This is a genomic window from Arthrobacter sp. CAN_A6, assembly GCF_015751715.1.
Classification (GTDB): domain Bacteria; phylum Actinomycetota; class Actinomycetes; order Actinomycetales; family Micrococcaceae; genus Arthrobacter_D.
Genome location: NZ_JADOUV010000005.1, coordinates 229,930 through 247,456 on the forward strand (window position 1 = coordinate 229,930; position 17,527 = coordinate 247,456).

Annotated in this window: 17 protein-coding genes and 1 pseudogene; 6 read left to right on the top strand and 12 right to left on the bottom strand. The window is 62.7% G+C overall.

Going from position 1 to position 17,527, the window contains the following annotated elements; genetic code table 11:
- Positions 1 to 59: 59 nt before the first annotated feature.
- Both IWX75_RS10805 and IWX75_RS10810 read right to left on the bottom strand, forming a co-directional pair.
- Positions 60 to 1,157, bottom strand: a complete 1,098-nt coding sequence (locus IWX75_RS10805; protein WP_196822248.1) for a tartrate dehydrogenase — start codon at positions 1,155 to 1,157, stop codon at positions 60 to 62.
- Between the two features lie 129 nt (positions 1,158 to 1,286).
- Positions 1,287 to 2,177 (bottom strand): LysR family transcriptional regulator, encoded by an 891-nt coding sequence (locus IWX75_RS10810; protein WP_196822249.1) that lies wholly within the window; start codon positions 2,175 to 2,177, stop codon positions 1,287 to 1,289.
- A gap of 330 nt (positions 2,178 to 2,507) precedes the next feature.
- Here IWX75_RS10810 and IWX75_RS10815 point away from each other — a divergent pair, with 330 nt between their 5' ends.
- On the top strand, positions 2,508 to 4,295 hold the full coding sequence (locus IWX75_RS10815; protein WP_196822250.1) for an immune inhibitor A domain-containing protein: 1,788 nt from the start codon (positions 2,508 to 2,510) through the stop codon (positions 4,293 to 4,295).
- Positions 4,296 to 4,397: 102 nt separating this feature from the next.
- On the top strand, positions 4,398 to 5,447 hold the full coding sequence (locus IWX75_RS10820) for an aldo/keto reductase (RefSeq protein ID WP_196822251.1): 1,050 nt from the start codon (positions 4,398 to 4,400) through the stop codon (positions 5,445 to 5,447).
- Here the strand turns inward: IWX75_RS10820 and IWX75_RS10825 are convergent.
- From IWX75_RS10825 to IWX75_RS10855, 7 genes are all read right to left on the bottom strand, one after another.
- Positions 5,401 to 6,921 carry an MFS transporter gene (locus IWX75_RS10825; protein ID WP_196822252.1) on the bottom strand — a complete coding sequence of 507 codons (1,521 nt, stop codon included), beginning with the start codon at positions 6,919 to 6,921 and terminating at the stop codon, positions 5,401 to 5,403. The two genes, IWX75_RS10820 and IWX75_RS10825, sit on opposite strands and share 47 nt — an antisense overlap.
- A 346-nt stretch (positions 6,922 to 7,267) precedes the next feature.
- Positions 7,268 to 7,609, bottom strand: coding sequence for a hypothetical protein (locus tag IWX75_RS10830; RefSeq protein ID WP_196822253.1), 342 nt, complete (start codon positions 7,607 to 7,609; stop codon positions 7,268 to 7,270).
- A gap of 57 nt (positions 7,610 to 7,666) precedes the next feature.
- A complete protein-coding gene (gene rraA / locus IWX75_RS10835; RefSeq protein WP_196822254.1) occupies positions 7,667 to 8,143 on the bottom strand; it encodes a ribonuclease E activity regulator RraA in 477 nt (158 codons plus the stop codon).
- 52 nt (positions 8,144 to 8,195) lie between these two features.
- Complete coding sequence (locus IWX75_RS10840) at positions 8,196 to 8,594, bottom strand: universal stress protein (protein ID WP_196822255.1); 399 nt, start codon at positions 8,592 to 8,594, stop codon at positions 8,196 to 8,198.
- The gene (locus IWX75_RS10845) at positions 8,591 to 10,225 is read right to left on the bottom strand and encodes a tripartite tricarboxylate transporter permease (RefSeq protein WP_196822256.1); all 1,635 of its coding nucleotides are present in this window, start codon (positions 10,223 to 10,225) and stop codon (positions 8,591 to 8,593) included. The genes IWX75_RS10840 and IWX75_RS10845 overlap by 4 nt, the downstream gene beginning before the upstream one ends.
- Entirely contained in the window at positions 10,226 to 10,729 is a 504-nt protein-coding gene (locus tag IWX75_RS10850; RefSeq protein ID WP_196822257.1) for a tripartite tricarboxylate transporter TctB family protein, read from the bottom strand.
- Positions 10,726 to 11,739, bottom strand: coding sequence for a Bug family tripartite tricarboxylate transporter substrate binding protein (locus IWX75_RS10855; RefSeq protein WP_196822258.1), 1,014 nt, complete (start codon positions 11,737 to 11,739; stop codon positions 10,726 to 10,728). The genes IWX75_RS10850 and IWX75_RS10855 overlap by 4 nt, the downstream gene beginning before the upstream one ends.
- A 243-nt stretch (positions 11,740 to 11,982) precedes the next feature.
- Between IWX75_RS10855 and IWX75_RS10860 the strand changes: the two genes are divergently transcribed.
- Positions 11,983 to 13,560 carry a sensor histidine kinase gene (locus IWX75_RS10860; protein WP_196822259.1) on the top strand — a complete coding sequence of 526 codons (1,578 nt, stop codon included), beginning with the start codon at positions 11,983 to 11,985 and terminating at the stop codon, positions 13,558 to 13,560.
- Positions 13,557 to 14,234 carry a response regulator gene (locus IWX75_RS10865; RefSeq protein ID WP_196822260.1) on the top strand — a complete coding sequence of 226 codons (678 nt, stop codon included), beginning with the start codon at positions 13,557 to 13,559 and terminating at the stop codon, positions 14,232 to 14,234. Before IWX75_RS10860 ends, IWX75_RS10865 begins: the two co-directional genes overlap by 4 nt.
- A gap of 165 nt (positions 14,235 to 14,399) precedes the next feature.
- On the opposite strand, the gene IWX75_RS10870 is transcribed toward IWX75_RS10865, so the two are convergent.
- Complete coding sequence (locus tag IWX75_RS10870; RefSeq protein ID WP_196822261.1) at positions 14,400 to 15,038, bottom strand: isochorismatase family protein; 639 nt, start codon at positions 15,036 to 15,038, stop codon at positions 14,400 to 14,402.
- Positions 15,039 to 15,173: 135 nt separating this feature from the next.
- Between IWX75_RS10870 and IWX75_RS10875 the strand changes: the two genes are divergently transcribed.
- Positions 15,174 to 16,139: a GlxA family transcriptional regulator gene (locus IWX75_RS10875; RefSeq protein WP_196822262.1), complete on the top strand. Its 966-nt coding sequence runs from the start codon at positions 15,174 to 15,176 to the stop codon at positions 16,137 to 16,139.
- An 82-nt stretch (positions 16,140 to 16,221) separates the two neighbouring features.
- Here IWX75_RS10875 and IWX75_RS10880 read toward each other — a convergent pair whose 3' ends face one another.
- Complete coding sequence (locus tag IWX75_RS10880) at positions 16,222 to 16,686, bottom strand: IS3 family transposase (protein WP_196822263.1); 465 nt, start codon at positions 16,684 to 16,686, stop codon at positions 16,222 to 16,224.
- An 18-nt stretch (positions 16,687 to 16,704) separates the two neighbouring features.
- Positions 16,705 to 17,169 carry a helix-turn-helix domain-containing protein gene (locus IWX75_RS10885; protein WP_196822264.1) on the bottom strand — a complete coding sequence of 155 codons (465 nt, stop codon included), beginning with the start codon at positions 17,167 to 17,169 and terminating at the stop codon, positions 16,705 to 16,707.
- Positions 17,170 to 17,237: 68 nt separating this feature from the next.
- Between IWX75_RS10885 and IWX75_RS17705 the strand changes: the two are divergent.
- Positions 17,238 to 17,354: pseudogene (locus IWX75_RS17705) on the top strand (IS30 family transposase); the annotation flags it as partial.
- Positions 17,355 to 17,527: the final 173 nt, after the last annotated feature.

Sequence of the window (17,527 nt, forward strand, 5' to 3'; positions counted from 1 at the left end):
AGAGCACTTCTCGATCTTCGCTTGCCGGCGGGTCCGGCTACCAGCGGCGGCTCAGCCTGCTAGACGGCAGCCAGGCTCCGCACGAGGGCCTCGACGACGGCGTCGGTTACTGCTTCGGTGCCGGTGTTGCCTCCCACGTCCTGCGTGAGGTGGCCTGCCGCCGTCGTCTGTTCGATCGCCGCCTCTATGAGGCGGGCTTCCTCGTGCAGGCCGAAATGGTCCAGCATGAGGGCGGCGCTGGCGATCGCGCCGATCGGATTGCTGATGCCCTTGCCGGCGATGTCGGGTGCGGTGCCGTGTACCGGTTCGAACATGCTCGGGAAGCGCCGTTCGGGGTTGAGGTTGGCGCTAGCGGCCAGACCGAGGCTACCGGCAAGAGCTGAGCCGAGATCGGACAGAATGTCCGCATTGAGGTTGGATGCGACGACGACGGAGAGGTCTTCGGGGCGCAGGACGAACTTGGCGCTCATTGCGTCCACCAGTACGCTCTCGGTGTCCACGTCCGGATAGTCGCCCGAGACCCGGTTGAAGGTCTCGTCCCACAGGACCATGCCGTACTGCTGCGCGTTGGACTTGGTGACACTGGACACCTTCCTCACGGTACGGGTGCGTGCCAGATCGAAGGCGAAACGCATGATCCGTTCACAGCCCTTCTCGGTGAAGAGCGCGGTCTGTAGGGCAACCTCATTGCCCGGCCCCCGGCCGCTCAGATTGCGTCCTCCCAGCCCGGCGTATTCGCCTTCACTGTTCTCGCGCACTACAACCCAGTCCAGCTCGGTGGTGTCTGCCTTGCGCAGGGGGGACTGGATCCCGGGCAGGAATCTCACGGGCCGCACGTTGGCCCACTGGTCGAAGTTCTGGGTGATGTTCAGCCGCAGTCCCCAGAGGCTGATGTGGTCGGGCACGTTCTTCCAACCCACAGCACCGAAGTAGATGGCGTCGAAACCTTTGAGTGTTTCGAGCCCGTCAGCGGCCATCATTTGCCCGGTCTGCTCGTAGTATTCCGATCCCCAAGGGAATTCGGTCCAGTTGAAGGCGAACTTGCCCGAGGAATTATCGGCCAGGGCGTCGAGAACACGCCGGCCCGCGGCCACGACTTCCTTGCCGATCCCGTCCGCGGGGATGGATGCAATATCGAATGTCTGGGTAACTCCCATTGCCGACCTCCTGGGTTGAGTGTTAGCAGTGTGGGACTGCCGGTTCCTCAACAAGTAGACTTCCAGCCCCGAGCGGGTGTCCAAGACCAAGATTCGATACGGCAGATAGGCCCAACCTATCAACGGCAGTCAGTCCACGTGGGCGGACTGCCGAGCCACGGCGAGGAACGACTGTGCAGCGGGAGTGAGGTTCGCCAACCGGCTCAGGAGGGCCACATTCAGATACGACACAGGCTCGATGACGAGGGTGCGAAGGCCGGATTTCTGGGCCAGTGGAGCCCACGAGGACGGCATCACGGCATGGCCGATCCCTCCGAGGACCAGCGGAAGCACTGATGTGCGGTGGGCCACTTCGACGACAATTTCCGTATCGACCCCGCGGGCAAGCGCATCATCCACCAACCACCGCATCAGTGACCCGCGCTGGCTGGCTATCAGGCGGTGTCCGGCGAGGTCTTCCCGTTGGATGGCGGTTCCGGAGCCGAAGCGGTCAGCCTGTGGATTGACGATGAGGATCAGGGGTTGTCGGCCGAGCTCGAGGACATTGACTCCGGGCACCCGGATAGGTTCGTGGGAGCCGGCCAACCCCAGCTCGAAGCTGCCGTTCCGGACCGATTCGATGACGTCCTCCGGAGTGAAGGCAGCGCCGATGTTCAGCCGGACGGATGGATGCAACCGGGTGTAGGCCGCCACCATCGAGGTGAGCGGCTCGATCCCGGGGGACGGCATGGTGGTGATATCCAGTCGACCGCTGCGAACCCCGCGTAGCGCCTGAACCGCCGACTGTGCGGCGTCGAGGTCCCTCATGACGAGCCGGGCGGGACCTACCAGTTCCTTACCCGCCTCGCTCAGCACCACCCGCCGTCCGATCCGGTGAAACAGGGGGATGCCGAGGTCACGTTCCAGGCCGGCGATCGTCTGGGACAGCGACGGCTGCGCGATCAACAGGTGTTCCGCCGCGCGGTTGAACCCATCGTGATCGACGACCGCCAGGAAATACTTCAGCTTCCGCGTGTCCAATACTGCTCCTAACGAAGGTTCACAAGGGCTGCTGCCCACCACGACCCCAGCCTATCGATCGGAATCCTTCAGTCCTGCTGGTGCTTGCTGAACGGGATCATAAGGGGCGAACTCCCTTTCCACTAGGCCCGGAACGAATAGCAATCCGTCTGTGCGTTCCGTCACACCTTCGTCACTCCACGGTGCTACTGTCCCACCTAGAACATGTGCCTCAGGCAACACGTTCGTAACAGCGATTCCCTTACCCCGGGTGCTTCGCTACAGCTGGGCTAGTCACTAGAAGGAGAACAGTTGAACCTCAACACTCGTACTCGAGGCCTACGGTGCGCGATGGCACTCGCCGTAACCAGCGCCGTCGTTCTCACCCCTGTCAGTGCGACCGCGACCACCGGTGCCCCGGTAGCATCCGTTGCAACTAATTCGTCCAGCTCCTCGCCGAGCGCCGACGGAGCGGTCGCCAAGGCCGACGATCGCTCCGACGCCGTGGCCGAGGAACGCCGTGAGCTCAACCAGCAGGCAGTGGAGAAGGTCATCTCCGGCGAGGCCAGAGTGGAGGACCGCAACGGCTCGAAGGCCGTCCAGGTTGCCCCCGGCCAGTGGGCGCAGTACGGACTGCAGGACAGCGACCAGATCCTTTCCTTCCTCGTCGACTTCGGGGACCAGGTGGATCCCCGCTTTCCAGCCTCAGCGCCCGGCCCCCAACGCAACACCATCAGGGAACCGAACCGGGAGGTCGACAACTCCACCTACTGGTCGGATACGTTCGACCGCGGGCACTTCCTCGACATGTTCTTCAGCGAGGAGAATGAGTCGCTCAAGGGTGTCTATGAGGAAATGTCCAGTGGCCGCTACACGGTCGACGGCGACGTCAGTGAGTGGGTGACCGTTCCCTACAACTCGGCCAGCTATGGCGAAACCGAGAGCCATACCGACATGACCCGCTTCGTCCAGGACACCGCCGATGCCTGGTACGACTCCCAGATCGCAGCCGGCAAGACTTCCGCCGACATCGACGCGTACCTCGCGTCCTTCGACCTGTGGGACCGCTACGACTTCGACAAGGACGGCGACTTCGACGAGGCCGACGGCTACATCGACCACTTCCAGGCCATCCACGCTGGTGAGGGCGAGGAAGCCGGCGCAGCATCCTCGGCCATCTGGTCACACCGCTGGGCTGTCGGCCAGGCGGGCCGCGGTTCCTCGGGCCCGGCCGCCAACCCCTTCGGCGGTATCAGGATCGGCGAGTCCGATGTCTGGATCCGCGATTACACCACGGAGCCGGAGAACGGCGGCCTCGGCGTCTTCGCGCACGAATACGGCCACGACCTCGGCCTGCCCGACCTCTACGATACGAGCGGCGGGGAGAACGGCACCGGCTTCTGGACCCTCATGAGCTCCGGCTCCTGGCTCGGCCACGGCGACGGATCGATCGGCACCACCCCCAACCACATGGGTGCCTGGGAGAAGCTGCAGCTGGGTTGGCTGGACTATGAGGTAGCTGCCGCCGGTGTGAAGTCGACCCACAAGCTCGGCCCGTCGTACCACGCAACGAAGGCGCCTCAGGCCGTCGTCGTGAACCTTCCGAAGGACGCGGCGGGCAACAACCGCTTCTACATCGCGGAGAACCGCCAGTACGCAGGCTATGACGCTACCCTCGCTACCGGCCCCTACAACTTCGGCTGGGCCGTGACCGCGCCGGACACCGTTGAGCACTTCGCCTACCAGGACGGTTTGAGCATTACCTACTGGAACACTGCGCAGCGCAATAACAATGTCCGCCAGCACCCGGGCGCCGGGCTTGCCCTGCCCGTGGATGCACACGCAAAGGCGCTCACCTGGTCGGACGGCACGGTGGCGCGTAACCGTATCCAGACTTACGACGCCACCTTCGGCAAGGAGGCCACCGATGCGCTCGGCCTCCACCGTGAGCTGGCCAGCGGCATGACGACGCTCGCCGCGCCTCCGCAGCCCGGCGTCGCCGTCTTCGACGACACCAACCCCAACGCCTATTACGACGCCGCCAACCCGGGCGGTTCCGTGATCGTTGCGGGCACGGGAACGAAGATCGAGGTCGTCCAGTCCAACTCGGCAGGCATGATGACGGTCCAGGTCAAGTAGGACGCACATCTTGGGCGCAGAAGGAGCCGGGAGGCATCTCCCGGCTCCTTCTGCGCCCGGGACATTTCGGCACCACCTGCCACCGGGCGTAGCATGGGCGGCATGTTGGAACGAGACCTTACACAGCCCACCACCTCCCTCGGCCGCACCGGCGTGGAGGTCAGCCGTCTCTGCCTCGGCACCATGATGTTCGGCGACTGGGGGAACAAGGATCACAAGGAATCGATCCGGGTCATTCGACATGCCATCGATTCCGGTATCAACTTCATCGACAGCGCCGACATCTATGCCTACGGCGAGTCGGAGGAGATCCTCGGGCGAGCGATCGCCGAGCATGGGCGCCGTGAGGACCTCGTGATCGCCACCAAGTTCTTCAATGGAATGAAGCAACAACCGAACTACCGCGGCGGGTCTCGCCGATGGATCCTGCGGTCAGTTGAGGACTCACTGCGGCGCCTGGGCACGGACTACATCGACCTGTACCAGATGCATCGGCCGGATGAGCACACTGATATCGAGGAGACGCTCGGGGCGCTGGATGATCTGGTGCGGCAGGGCAAGGTGCGGTACATCGGTTCCTCGACCTTCCAGCCGTCCCAGGTGGTCGAGGCCCAGTGGGTCTCACGCCAGAACCACACGGCCCGCTTCGTGACGGAGCAGCCACCCTACTCCATGCTGGTGCGCGGAATTGAAGCCGACCTTCTCCCGACCACTCACCGGCACAACATGGGCACCCTCGTGTGGAGTCCGCTGGCCGGCGGGTGGCTCAGCGGGAAGTACCGCAAGGGCAAGGATCTTCCCGCCACACGCCGCGGTTCGCAGCAGGGGGCACCCGATCTCGACGACCCGAAGATCGCAGCCAAGCTCGACGCCGCGGATCAGTTCGGGGCGCTTGCCGATGATCTCGGCGTTCCGCTCGTCCATCTGGCTCTAGCATTCGTGCTGCGGCATCCCGCGGTCTCGAGCGCGATCATTGGACCGCGGACCATGGAGCAGCTCGAGTCGCAGCTCGGTGCTGCCTCACTGGAGCTCGACACGGCGACCCTGGACCGGATTGACGAGATCGTCGCGCCCGGCACCAACGTCCATCCGGACGACGCTGGCTTCAGTAATTACTGGCTCGACCCTGAGCGTCGCCGTCGTGAGAGGTAGCCGGAGCCTCTGCAGGCGGCTGGGTATATGACGCGGTGACCCGGCGATAGACCGGGGTCAGGAAGGCCAGCAGTGCCGCTGCGATGATGGTGACCCCAGCGAACAGGAACACCAGGGCGATGCCGCGGGAGGTGCCCTCGCCCAGCAGCGGGGCCAGCTGCTCCGCACCCTCAGCGGAGCGTGCGTATGGGATGATCCAGATCTGGGCGATCGGCGCGATGAGGAACGCGGTGATCGGGGCTGCTGCGGACTCGAACGCCATGGCGAATCCGAACACCCGCCCCTGCCGATGCAGGGGCACCACCCGCTGGATGATCGTCTGCTCGGCGGCCTCCACAAAAGGCACCAGTGCCAGGTAGAGCCAGATGCCGACAATGTACAGCCAGGCCCACTCCCGCAGCGTGAAGACTGCACCGAGGCCACCCATCCCGGTCACCGCGATGAGCATGGTGCGCAACGGATTGGATCCGAGTCCGAACTTGCCGATCAGCGCACCTCCCACGATGAACCCCGTGGCGCCGAGAGCGAAATAGGTTCCCCACAATTCCACGGGGAACAGCTCGAGGCCGTAAGGATCCATCAACGCCATGTAGACGCCACCGACGAAGTTGTTGAAGGTGGAGAACAGGATCAGCGCGAAGAGCCCGGAAACGGCCAGCACGGCGGCGAGTGAACCGCGCAGATCGAATCCGCCCTGCGCATCCGTAGCTGCAGCCCGCACCTCTTCGGGCATGTGGAGCGTGAGCAGGTGTGCAAAGGCCAGTGCCGTGAGCACCACGGCCACGACAACAGTCCAGCCCATGCCCAGCAGTCCGACCGATAGCCCGGAGAGCACCGAGGTGACGATGAACATCAGTCCCTGGACCATGCCCACCAGTCCGTTGGCATTGGCGCGTCGAGCCGGCTCGATAAGGATGGTGACCGTGGTGGAGAGGGCGATGTTGCGCATATTCTCGACCACCGCACCGATCAGGATGATCAGGGTGAAGACCCAGAACCACGGCTGAGTCAGGTCCAGCAGCCAGGCGGAGGGTGTCAGGAGGAACATGGCACCTGCCAGCAGGAACATTCCCAGGGTGAAGCCCGCGGCGAAGCGCATCACGACAAGCTTGCGGTAGCGGTCCACGAAGGTGCCGAAGCTGATGCTGGAAAGGGCGATCAACAGCATGTACGCACCACCGATCACTCCAGTGGCGATGACGTTACGCGTCTGCAGGTAGGCCCAGAACGTCAGCGCGAACCACAGGTAGCTGGTGGTGATGTTGGCCAGGGTGGTGTTCACCAGGATCCCGGCAAACGTGCGGGACCGCTGTGCCGCACTGCGCAGGGACGTGTCGATGGCATTGCTGCTCGCCAGCCCCGGAGCGTCGCCGGTCGTGACCGGTAAAGAGCCGACGGCGCCATCCTCCAGGATGCCTGCGTCGCCGTGAGGAGCCGCAACGGCCCTGGACAGGGCCGGGTCCTGCCCGGTCATGCGTCCCAGTGTACTGACATCGACCAGCAGCGGAAACTGGTGCCGCCCGTCGAAAAGGCGAACCAATAACACCGCACATCGGACACTTCCTGCTGCAGTCCTCCTGCCCTTCCAGCAAACCCTATAGCTTCGACAACTTCCCTGAAGGTGATGAAAGAGCATGACCACGGAGAACAGCGCCGAGCACCCGATCCGGCAGCTACGCCTCGCGTCGAGGCAGAGGACTAGGAGGCGGCCCTCACGTTCCATCGCGACGTTCTCGGTCTGGCGGAGTAAGCCCCCTTCAAAAGCGAAGGGGGTCGGCAGGAGCTGCGGCGGGAGGATGTAGCGGAAGGACTGCAGGGGCTCACGCCGTCGAGCAGCGCGGCTTCCTCTGTTTCGGAGGGATGGTTACGAGTCCAGCCATGAGGAAGGACTGGGGGCTGGGCATGGTGCGCCGGACGACGGTGGCACGGTCGAAGGTCCTTCCGCGGAACGCCTTGAGGACCGCCACCGCGAGGACGATGAGCAGGGTCGAGGACATCAGGAGGAACCCCGTACGCGCGGGGTACTCGATGACAGCGGGGCCATCGTGTCGAGGCCGGCCTGGATCGTCGGCGCATTCGGGCAGGATCCGAGGGAAGCCGTGCCGGATCTTCCAAGGGGTGTTGACCCTGGTGGGGGTCCCAGCTCCGGGTAGGGTTCTCATCCAGTCATGCTCCGTACGGAGGATTCCGCCGCTGTGCCCCCGATTCGGGTCCAGGGCTCAGGTTTGGGGTGTTCCGACCAGAATCCCATCGTCATCACTCCAGAGGGTGTGACCAGGCCGGAAAATTACTCCGCCAAAGACAACCTCTACGTCGATGTCTCCCACACCCTGTTTGGAGCTTTTTCGCGGGTTGGTCCCGAGAGCCTTGATGCCAACGTCCAGTCCGGCCAGCGCTTCTGAATCACGCACAACCCCGTTGACCACGATTCCCTCCCAGCCGTTGTCAACTGCGCTTCCGGCGATCAGGTCTCCAACCAGGGCACTGCGCAGCGACCCTCCACCGTCGATGACGAGCACGCACCCGTTCCCGGGCTCAGCGAGCACCTGCTTGACGAGTGCGTTGTCGCGCTCGCAACGGATGGTCCGGATGGTTCCGGTAAACTGGCGCCGGCCTCCCATCTGGCGCATTTGGAGGTCACAGCTGTCCACGGCATCAGCATGTTCATCGACGAGGTCTGCGGTCGTGAAGTGCATGGTCTGTTCCTTCGCTCGATCGAATGGGTGTGGCATAGGTTGTGCTGCAGGCCTAGATCTGCGCGGCTTTGACTGCGAGTACCGAACATGTCGATTGCAGGAGGATGCGCTGGGCGGTGCTTCCCATGATCATCTTTCCGACGGGTGTCCGTTTCCGCAGTCCGATGACGATGAGGTCGGCCTGGTGTTCCTCGGCTGCGGTGAGGACTTCCTCAGCCGCATCGTGGCCGCGCAGGGGCTGCACCAGCTCATAGGCTATTCCGGCTTGTTGTAGCCGGTTCTCGAGCGTGGCTGCTTGCTCCGGTTGAACGAAGTGATTATCGACGAGAGCTTCTCCGCGGGAGGAATTGACGACTACGAGCCGATCCTGGTGACGGAGGGTTTCTTCGATGGCGCGGGTCAGCGCTGCCTCGCCTTCGGCGGTAGGGATGTACCCGACGACTATGCTCATGGGTTTTCTCTGTCCTTATTCGCGGAATTGTTGATGGTGTCGGTGCTCGAGTGGGATCCGGTGTGGCGGGAGTGGGCGGGCTCGCCGGCCGCCCCTTCGTGGGTTGGGCCGGACCCGGCGGCTGGTTCGAGGAGTGCGGGCCGCTGGGGGTGTGAGCGTTTCCACAGTCGGGCCATCAGAGGCCAAGCGAGCACCAGCAGGATGATGAAGTAAGTGCCGATGGCGATGGGCTCACTCCATAGCCCGGAGATTTCACCGGCGCTGAGCTGCAGGGACTTGCGCAGTTCCTCTTCAATCCGTGGACCGAGGATCAGCCCGAGGACCAGGGGCAGGATGGGGAGGCCATAGCGGCGCATCGCGAATCCCAGCAGGCCCAGGACGAGGAGGATGATGAGGTCGAAGGTTTGAAGGTTCACCGCGTAAGCGCCCAGGGTCGCAAAGAACAGGATCCCCGAGTACAGGTAGGGCCGTGGGATTTGCAGGAGCTTCGCCCAGACTGGGGCAAGAGGCAGGTTGATGAGCAGGAGAAGGGTATTGCCGATGAACAGGCTCGCGATCAGCGCCCAGACCAGTTCCGGTTCGTTCTCGAACAGGAGAGGGCCGGGCTGGATGCCGAACTGGACGAAAGCGGCGAGCATCACCGCAGCGGTGGCGTTGGTCGGAAGTCCCAGGGCCAGGAGGGGAGTGAGCGTTCCGGCGGCGGAGGCGTTGTTGGCGGCTTCGGGGCCGGCGACACCTTCGATGGCGCCGTGGCCGAACTCCTCGGGGTGTTTGGAGAGTTTCTTTTCCGTTACATAGGACAGGAAGGTCGGGATTTCCGCGCCGCCAGCAGGCAGCGCGCCGAAGGGGAACCCGTAGGCGGTGCCTCGCAGCCAAGGTTTCCAGGATCTTTTGAAATCTTCCTTGCCCATCCATGGACGCCCCACGGGGATGGTTTGCATGGGGTTCCTACGCAGGTGGGCGGCGATCCAGAGAGCCTCACCGATGGCGAAGATCGCGACTGCGACCACAACAATGTCAAGTCCGTCGCTGAGGAGGGGTTGACCGAAAATGAGGCGCTGCTGGCCTGACACCGGGTCGATGCCGACCAGGCCAATGGCCAGGCCGAGACCGAGGGATGCAAAGCCACGCAGTCTGGAAGCACCAAGGACAGCTGTTACGGCAAGCAGGGCAAGCAACATGATGGCCAGGTAGCTGGGCGAGCCCAGGGAGACCGCGAAACTCACGACAATAGGTGCGAAGAAGACCAGCAGTGCGGTTCCAATGGTTCCAGCGACGAATGATCCGATGGCGGCGGTGGCCAGCGCCTGGGCGGCGCGGCCGGCTTTGGCCATTTTGTGGCCTTCGATGGCCGTGATGACGGTTGATGATTCGCCTGGTGTGTTGAGGAGGATCGAGGTGGTTGATCCTCCGTACATTCCGCCGTAGTAGATGCCGGCGAACATGATGAAGGCACTGGTCGGTTCCAGCGCGTAGGTCACCGGAAGGAGGAGTGCAATTGCCATTGCGGGGCCGATACCGGGCAGGACGCCGACAGCCGTTCCGAGGAGCACCCCGATGAATGCATAGAGAAAATTCAGGGGGGTCGCGGCTGTGGCGAAGCCCTCCATGAGCATGTTCAAGGAGTCCATCTAGAGCACCCCTTCCAGGAGGCCTGCGGGTAGGCGGATGCCTAGACCGATGTAGAAGCCATAGAAAGTACCAATGGCCAGCAGGAGGCTGATGATGCCGTCCCTGACGTAGTGGCGGCTGCCCAGGGACCAAACGCTGCCCCAGAATAGAATGGTCCCTGAGATGACCCAGCCCGTGTAGTCGATGAGGATGATGTTCAGGGTGAAGAAGGCCAGCAAGAAGAGAATGGTGCGCCAGTCGCTGGGATGGGTAAGGTCGACGTCTTCGCCGCCCTCTGCCTCACCTTGCCCGCCTTTGAGGACGTTCACAGTCAGGAGAACCGCGCAGATGAGCAGCAGACCTCCCACGATGTAGGGCAGGGTTCGCGGTCCGACGGGGTCGGCCTGCGAGTAGGGGACGTTGATTCCCGCTGCGTCGATGAGGACGATGATGCCGACCGCTCCGAGCAGGGCGGCCATGCCCAGCTCGGAGCGGCCTGCAAATCGTGTGCGTACTGAACTCACGCCAAGCCGAGTTCCGTCAGGACGTCGGAGACGCGCTGGTCCTGTTCGGTGAGGAAGGTTGCGAATTCCTCGCCGGTGAGGAATGCGTCCGACCAGCCATTGGTTTCAAGGGCTTCCTGCCACTCGGGGGTGCCATGCATCTCCTCAAGGGCTGCAATCAGGCGGTCGCGGTCTGCATCGGAGACCCCGGGGGGCGCGACGATTCCGCGCCAGTTGGTGAAGACCAGGTCAATGTCGGATTCCTGCAGGGTCGGTGCGTCGACGCCTTCGAGGCGTTCCTCACCGCTGGTTGCCAGGACGCGGACTTCGCCGGAATTGATCTGGTCGATGTACTCACCGGCACCGGAGGCTGCGAAACCGAGCTTGTTTCCCAGGATGGCGGGAAGCAGATCGCCACCGCCGTCGTAGGACACGAAGTTCACGCTTTTGGGGTCGATGCCTACTGCTTCGGCGAGCTGCATGGGAAGGAGGTGATCCGGGCCGCCGGGGGATGACCCGCCGCCGACACTGATCTGTGAGGGGTCTTCCTTCCAGGCTGCAATTAGGTCATCGATGGTCTGGTAGGGCGAATCCTTGGACACCATGATTGCACCGGGCTCTTCGATGAGCCGGGCCAGGGGAGTGGTGTCGGTGAGCTTGGCTTCTGATTCATTGGTGTAGCTGGCGCCCACGACACCCAGGCCCATCAGCATGGTCAGGTCGCCGTTGCCTGTTTCGTTTACGGTGCGGGCCAGGCCCACGGTACCGCCGGCGCCTGCAAGGTTGAACACCTCGATACTGGAGGCGAGGTCGGCGTCCTCCATGACTTTGGCCGCTACCCGGGCGGTGGTGTCGTAACCGCCGCCCGCGGTGTTGGGCACCAGGATCCGCAGGTCGGTAATGGGACCTTCAGCTGCGGCGCTGCCGGAGGCACCGGCAGTATCTTCGCCACCTGTCACCCCGCAACCCGTGGCGGCCAACATGATTCCTGCCATCACTGCCGTGAGACGGACTGTTTTTGATCCACGCATAATATTCCTCTTCATCGAGTGGGTGTGCATGAAACCAACGTACGAGCCAATGTGACCTGCGTCTCTCTTGTGTTCTCAAAGATCATTGTGTTCATTGAGTTCACCCCATTGGACCGAATAATGCCGATCTGCCGTAGAGTTTCGGCAGCCTGACTTCCGGTGCAGACACCTTGGGGCTGGCAATGCGAGGAAAGGGCGCTCATGCAGCGGGCACACCGAGGAAGGCCAGCCAAGGTCAAGGGGATGTCTCTGGCCGGGCAGTTCTTGGTACTGCAACTCGCCATCGTTTTCGCTGTCCTGATCGGCGTCCTGGCGATCTCACTGGCTCAATCGGCGGAGACCTTCCAGCGGGTGGAGGGCCGGCGTTCCCTTGCGGCGGCGGAGACCCTGGCCGCGCTGCCGGCCGTCAGATCTTTGGTGCCGAGTGCCGAGCCTCGGATAGGGGCGGCCCTACCCGCAGCAGCCGAATCGGTGCGGTCGGTCTCCGAATCGAAATACGCGATCCTTGCCAAACCTGACGGCACTGTGTTGACGTCACAGGACCCCGCGCAACTGGGCACCATCATGCAGTTCGGGGACAGCGATGTCCGCAGCGGACGATCCTGGACAGGGCTGGTGGAAACGGATGATGAAGTGGCGTTGACAGCCCATGTGCCGATCATCGGCGATACCGGCGAGATGGTTGGTATCGCCGTCGTGGGTCGGCAGTACCCCTCCATCTGGGAGCGTCTAGGGCAGGCCACCCCTGACCTCATCACCTATCTGGGTGTCTCCAGCATCGTTGGACTGGCAGGATCTCTTCTTCTTGCCCGGCGCGTGAAACGCCAGACTCTGGGAATGGAACCCGACGAGATCTCAGGCCTGGTCGAACACCGTGAAGCCATCCTGTACGGCGTGAAAGAAGGAGTGGTGGCCCTCGATCCGAACCATCGGGTCACCCTGGCCAATGACAGCGCGAAGAAGCTCCTCCATCTCCCGGCGGACTGCATCGGACAGGACCTGGATGAACTTTCGGTCCACCCGGATTTGCGCGACATTCTCACCCAGGACCACGCCGTTCCGGATCAATTGGTCCTGGTGGAAGGCCGCCTGGTCGCATGCAACAGGATGCCCATCGAATCCCATGGGCGCGTCATCGGTTCAGTGACGACGTTGCGGGACCGGACGGAACTATCAACCCTCGAAACCGAGCTAGGTGCCACCCGCACCACCACCGACACGCTCCGGGCCCAGACCCACGAGTTCGCCAACCAGCTTCACACCATTTCAGGACTGATCCAGCTGGGTGAATATGATGAAGTGACGCGGTTCGTGGACGGCGTCAGCCACAGCCGCACACGCCTCTACGACGATGTCACCACTGTGATCAAGGATCCCGCCCTGGCGGCCCTGTTCATCGCCAAGGCTAGCCTTGCCACGGAACGCGGGGTGAGCCTCAGGCTCGCCGAAGATTCCTACCTTCCCCGTATGGAAGAGGAACTCTCCAGGGACGTGAACACGGTAGTAGGGAACCTCGTCGACAACGCCATGGACGCCGCCGGCGGGCTTGAGAACCCGACAGTAGAAGTGCTCCTGGTCGAAGAAACCGACCACGTCATTGTCACCGTGCAGGATTCCGGACCCGGAGTGCCCGCCGAATTCACCGACTCGATCTTCAAACAGGGCTTCACCACAAAGACTTCTGTCGCGGATACCGGCAGGGGCTTCGGACTGGCTTTGGCCCGCCTTATCTGCCGCAAACGCGGAGGAGACATCGAGGTATACAACGACGAAGGAGCAGTCTTCACGGCGACCCTTGGAAAGACGAGTTCATACCCATGATCCGAGTACTCATCATCGATGACGATTTCATGGTGGCCAAAGTCCATGCCGGATTTGTTCGGCAGTCCCCCGGATACGAGGTAATTGGTATCGCCCACACCGGGGCTCAAGCGCTGATCAAGGTCCGTCAGGAAAAACCAGACCTGGTCCTTCTTGATATTCATCTTCCTGATATCAACGGGTTGGACCTCCTCCACCAGTTGCGGGCTGCATTACCGGAACTTGACGTCATCGTCATCAGCGCAGCCCGTGAGGTCGAAACGGTCCGGCGTGCCTTGCGGGGAGGGATCGTTCATTACCTCATCAAACCGTTCTCCAGCCAGGAGCTCCGCGAACGGCTGGAACACTACCAGCAGGCCTACCGGCAACTTGCGTCAGCCAAAAGCCAGGCTGAACAAGCGGACGTGAACAAGGTGTTCGGCATCAGCCGCCCCGACCGCCCCCTCCCGAAAGGATGCAGTGTCGAAACCCTGCACCTGGTCGAGACACTCCTCCAGAGGGTCAGCACCGACCTCTCAGCCGCAGAAGCCGCTGACGCCCTCGGTACTTCCCGTGTCAGCGCTAGACGCTACCTCGAATACCTCAGCGAGGAAGGCCGCGTCGTCGTACAACTTCGCTACGGCGGTGTCGGCCGCCCCGAACGGCGGTATCACTGGAAGACGCAGGGCAAGTAACACCCCGAACGAGAGTGCGCAGAATCCTGTTGACCGGCATCTGGGCACTTCCCCCGCCCCGTATGCCGATCCCGCTTCTGGGCATCTTGAGCGGAGTGGATTCTTATGGAATCCGCCTCAGGGATGTAGGCCGTGTCCGTCCTTCCCTCTGTGATGGGGCAAGGATCAGGACTGGGTGGCGCGTGCTGCTCCAGCTGCTGCCGAGTTCCCCAGGTCGCTTCCGGGAAGTGCCTGTTGGGCGGTTAGGGCTGTAGTCCAGGCGGCGGTGGTGCCGACGGCGGCCCAGTTGGAGTTCAGCAACGCGAGCAGGGTTGTATGCACGGTCCTGGCGTCAGCGAAACCGGCGTCGTTGGCGATGTTGATCGCACCTGTGGCATCGGAGAGGACTTCGGTGGCGAAGCCGAGGCCTTCCGCCTCGACCGCTGAGCCCAGGATGCAGTTGTTGGTCATGTAGCCCACGAGGGTGACGGTGTCGACGTCGTTCTCACGCAGCCACCTTGCGAGGTCCGTGTCTGCGTAGACAGAGCCGTACTGCTTCACGACGCTCTTCCACGCTTCGGTGCGTCGGCTCTCAACCTCGGGGTGGAGTTCGAATTCCGGCGTGCCCGGGGCGAAGACGGGAGCTCCTTCGCCTGCTGTGTGCTGAATGACCGCGATGGGAATGCCGGCGGCGGTGGCCGCATCGATGGCCGCAGTGATCTGCGGCAGCGATTGCTCGTGGGGTGGGTCCTGGATCTCGAGGAGACCGCTGAAGTACTGCTGCTGGACATCGACGAGAACGAGGGCTCGGCGGGGGTTGCTCATGGTTGGCTCCTCCTGGATCAAGGGAATGATGCACGCTGGGTCAGCGTTGATTCCATCCTTTCCGGTGAAACACCGCACCAACAGTGGCACGTATGCCGATATACGATGGATTCAGGCCACTAGGGGGGATTTCTCGTGAAGATTGCGGTCTATGCCTTTGACGGCGTCACCATGTTTCATCTGGCCGTGCCGCAGATGGTCTTCGATGAGGTGACGCGGCAGGGGCTCGCAGAGTGGACGACCAGTCTGTTCTCTGACGGTCCGGATGTGATCTGCACGGCTGAGGGCTACCAGCTGGGCGGGCTCGAGGGCCCCGAGGCCGCTGAGGGGGCGGACGTTGTGGTGGTGCCGTCGTGGTTCGACGACGGGCGCGTGCTGGGCGACACGCTGCGGGCCGTGCTGCAACATGCACACCAGCAAAACGTGGCAGTTGTAGGACTGTGTCTTGGTGCGATCGCCGTGGCGGACGCCGGCCTGCTGGCCGGACGTCAAGCTGTCACCCACTGGCAAGCCTTCACCACCTTGGCCGAACGACACCCGGACATCCTCCTCGACCGCTCTGTTCTGTATATCGATCACGGCGATGTTCTGACCTCGGCGGGCACGGCATCAGGCCTGGATGCATGCCTGCATCTTGTGCGGAACCGTCTGGGAGCCGATGCCGCGAACACGGTAGCTCGCAGTCTTGTTGTTGCACCCCACCGTGAGGGCGGGCAGGCACAGTACATCGAGCACCCGGTTCCGCAGCGTTCGACCGACGATCCGATCGCGCACCTGCTCGAGTGGGCACTGGGCAACCTCCGTGAACCGCTCACCATCGACCGTCTGGCGGAGCGGGCGCATATGAGCCGCCGGACGTTCGTCCGTGCTTTCCGCGCAGCCACCGGGGCAACGCCCTCCGCGTGGATACGGTGCCGGCGTCTCGACACAGCACGTCGCCTCCTGGAGACCACGGACCTGTCCGTTGACCAGATCGCCGCAGACTGCGGGTTCGGCAACCCCGTCACTCTCCGCCAGAACTTCGCGGCAGCCTTCTCGACCACCCCGACCGACTACAGGCGCCGCTTCGACACCCGCCCCTCCACGCCGACCCGGCACTGACGCCGGGCCCGCGATCGCGGGAACGCATCAGACGGGAACAATCAGGGTCCCTTACTTACTGCGGTGACGATGCTGATCCGATCTATGGCGAGAGAAGGCAATGATGCCGATATTGGAATTCTTGATCGGAGTGGACAGGGGGTCTCTCATCAGGAGCGAGGCCGCTGATCGCGGCGCGGAGGCCATCGGTGACCATCTTGACGCTCGGAGACGGACCTGTCATGAAAGAAACGCTCCGGTTGTCATAGAGATCAAGAACTGGCGAGACGTAAACCTTGGAGGCGCCAACCGTGAACTCGGTGACGTCGGTGGCCCACTTGGTGTGTCTGACCGCAGCCTCGAACTGACGGTTCAACACGTTCTCAGCAGCCTTCCCGACCTCGCCACGGAAGGAGTTGTATCTGCGCCAGCGGCGCACCGGGCTTTGCAACCCGAGCCCGCACATGAGCTTCAGCACGGTCTTCTTCGACACTTTCCATTCCTGCCGCAGCAGCATGGCCAGAACGCGTCGATGCCCGTAAGCACCCCGCGCCCGCGCGAAAGCCATCGTCGATCGCTTGGACTTTCAGCGTCGTTGCTGTGATCCCAAGGCCCGCAATTTTCCCAGATATGCCACTTCCGCACGCAACCGCTCATTCTCTCTGCGGAGCTGCTCGACCTCGCTCTCAAGGACAGGATTCTCCCGAGCGACCGGTGGTCGGCCCCGTTTCTTTGGGCGTAACCCGTCTTCACCATCGCGCCGATAAATTCTCGTCCAGTTCGTGACGGTGCCAGGTGAGGGAAGGTCGTACTCCTTGGCCAGGAACCGCCCGGACACGCCTTGAATATGACGCCGCACGATCAAGAGCTTGGTTTCGACGTCGTACTGCTTACGGTCTCTTGTCATCGGCGCACCCGATCCTCGTACCTGCCATCGTTCATACAACATCTGGACAGAATTGGGTGCCAGATCAAGAGCAAGCGCGACAGACTTCGCGGTCAACCCTTGCTCGAACAACTCGACCGCCGACACGGCATGGGAGTGACTCAACGTGTTTCCTGAGTACATCTGATTACTCGCTGAAGAAGGATCCTACATTCGGTGTCCAACTTCCGGGGACCACTCCACTGTTAAGGCAGCACTTCCCGAAGGGCACGGACCTTTCCGTCCAATCACCCCAGCGGTTGCTCGAGGTCTCTACCGATCTCAGCAACCGGCTGCGCAAAACTCTCGACGGAATCCGCCCACGAGCCATGCAACAAGCAACTACTATTCGAACCAGAAAATCCCCACCGTTGCAACGACCGCCTAAATTCACCATCCCTCAACGCGACACTATCTTCTGCACGAACTGCCACCAGATTTCGTATAAATCACGTGACTGTTGATCAGAAAGGGCGGTTTATCT

Bases quoted from the DNA above. Each gene is read 5' to 3' on its own strand.
- IWX75_RS10805 (WP_196822248.1), bottom strand. From the start codon at position 1,157: ATGGGAGTTACCCAGACATTCGATATTGCATCCATCCCCGCGGACGGG.
- IWX75_RS10815 (WP_196822250.1), top strand. From the start codon at position 2,508: ATGGCACTCGCCGTAACCAGCGCCGTCGTTCTCACCCCTGTCAGTGCG.
- IWX75_RS10820 (WP_196822251.1), top strand. From the start codon at position 4,398: ATGTTGGAACGAGACCTTACACAGCCCACCACCTCCCTCGGCCGCACC.
- IWX75_RS10825 (WP_196822252.1), bottom strand. From the start codon at position 6,921: ATGACCGGGCAGGACCCGGCCCTGTCCAGGGCCGTTGCGGCTCCTCAC.
- IWX75_RS10830 (WP_196822253.1), bottom strand. From the start codon at position 7,609: ATGAGAACCCTACCCGGAGCTGGGACCCCCACCAGGGTCAACACCCCT.
- rraA (WP_196822254.1), bottom strand. From the start codon at position 8,143: ATGCACTTCACGACCGCAGACCTCGTCGATGAACATGCTGATGCCGTG.
- IWX75_RS10840 (WP_196822255.1), bottom strand. From the start codon at position 8,594: ATGAGCATAGTCGTCGGGTACATCCCTACCGCCGAAGGCGAGGCAGCG.
- IWX75_RS10845 (WP_196822256.1), bottom strand. From the start codon at position 10,225: ATGGACTCCTTGAACATGCTCATGGAGGGCTTCGCCACAGCCGCGACC.
- IWX75_RS10855 (WP_196822258.1), bottom strand. From the start codon at position 11,739: ATGCGTGGATCAAAAACAGTCCGTCTCACGGCAGTGATGGCAGGAATC.
- IWX75_RS10860 (WP_196822259.1), top strand. From the start codon at position 11,983: ATGTCTCTGGCCGGGCAGTTCTTGGTACTGCAACTCGCCATCGTTTTC.
- IWX75_RS10865 (WP_196822260.1), top strand. From the start codon at position 13,557: ATGATCCGAGTACTCATCATCGATGACGATTTCATGGTGGCCAAAGTC.
- IWX75_RS10870 (WP_196822261.1), bottom strand. From the start codon at position 15,038: ATGAGCAACCCCCGCCGAGCCCTCGTTCTCGTCGATGTCCAGCAGCAG.
- IWX75_RS10880 (WP_196822263.1), bottom strand. From the start codon at position 16,686: ATGGCTTTCGCGCGGGCGCGGGGTGCTTACGGGCATCGACGCGTTCTG.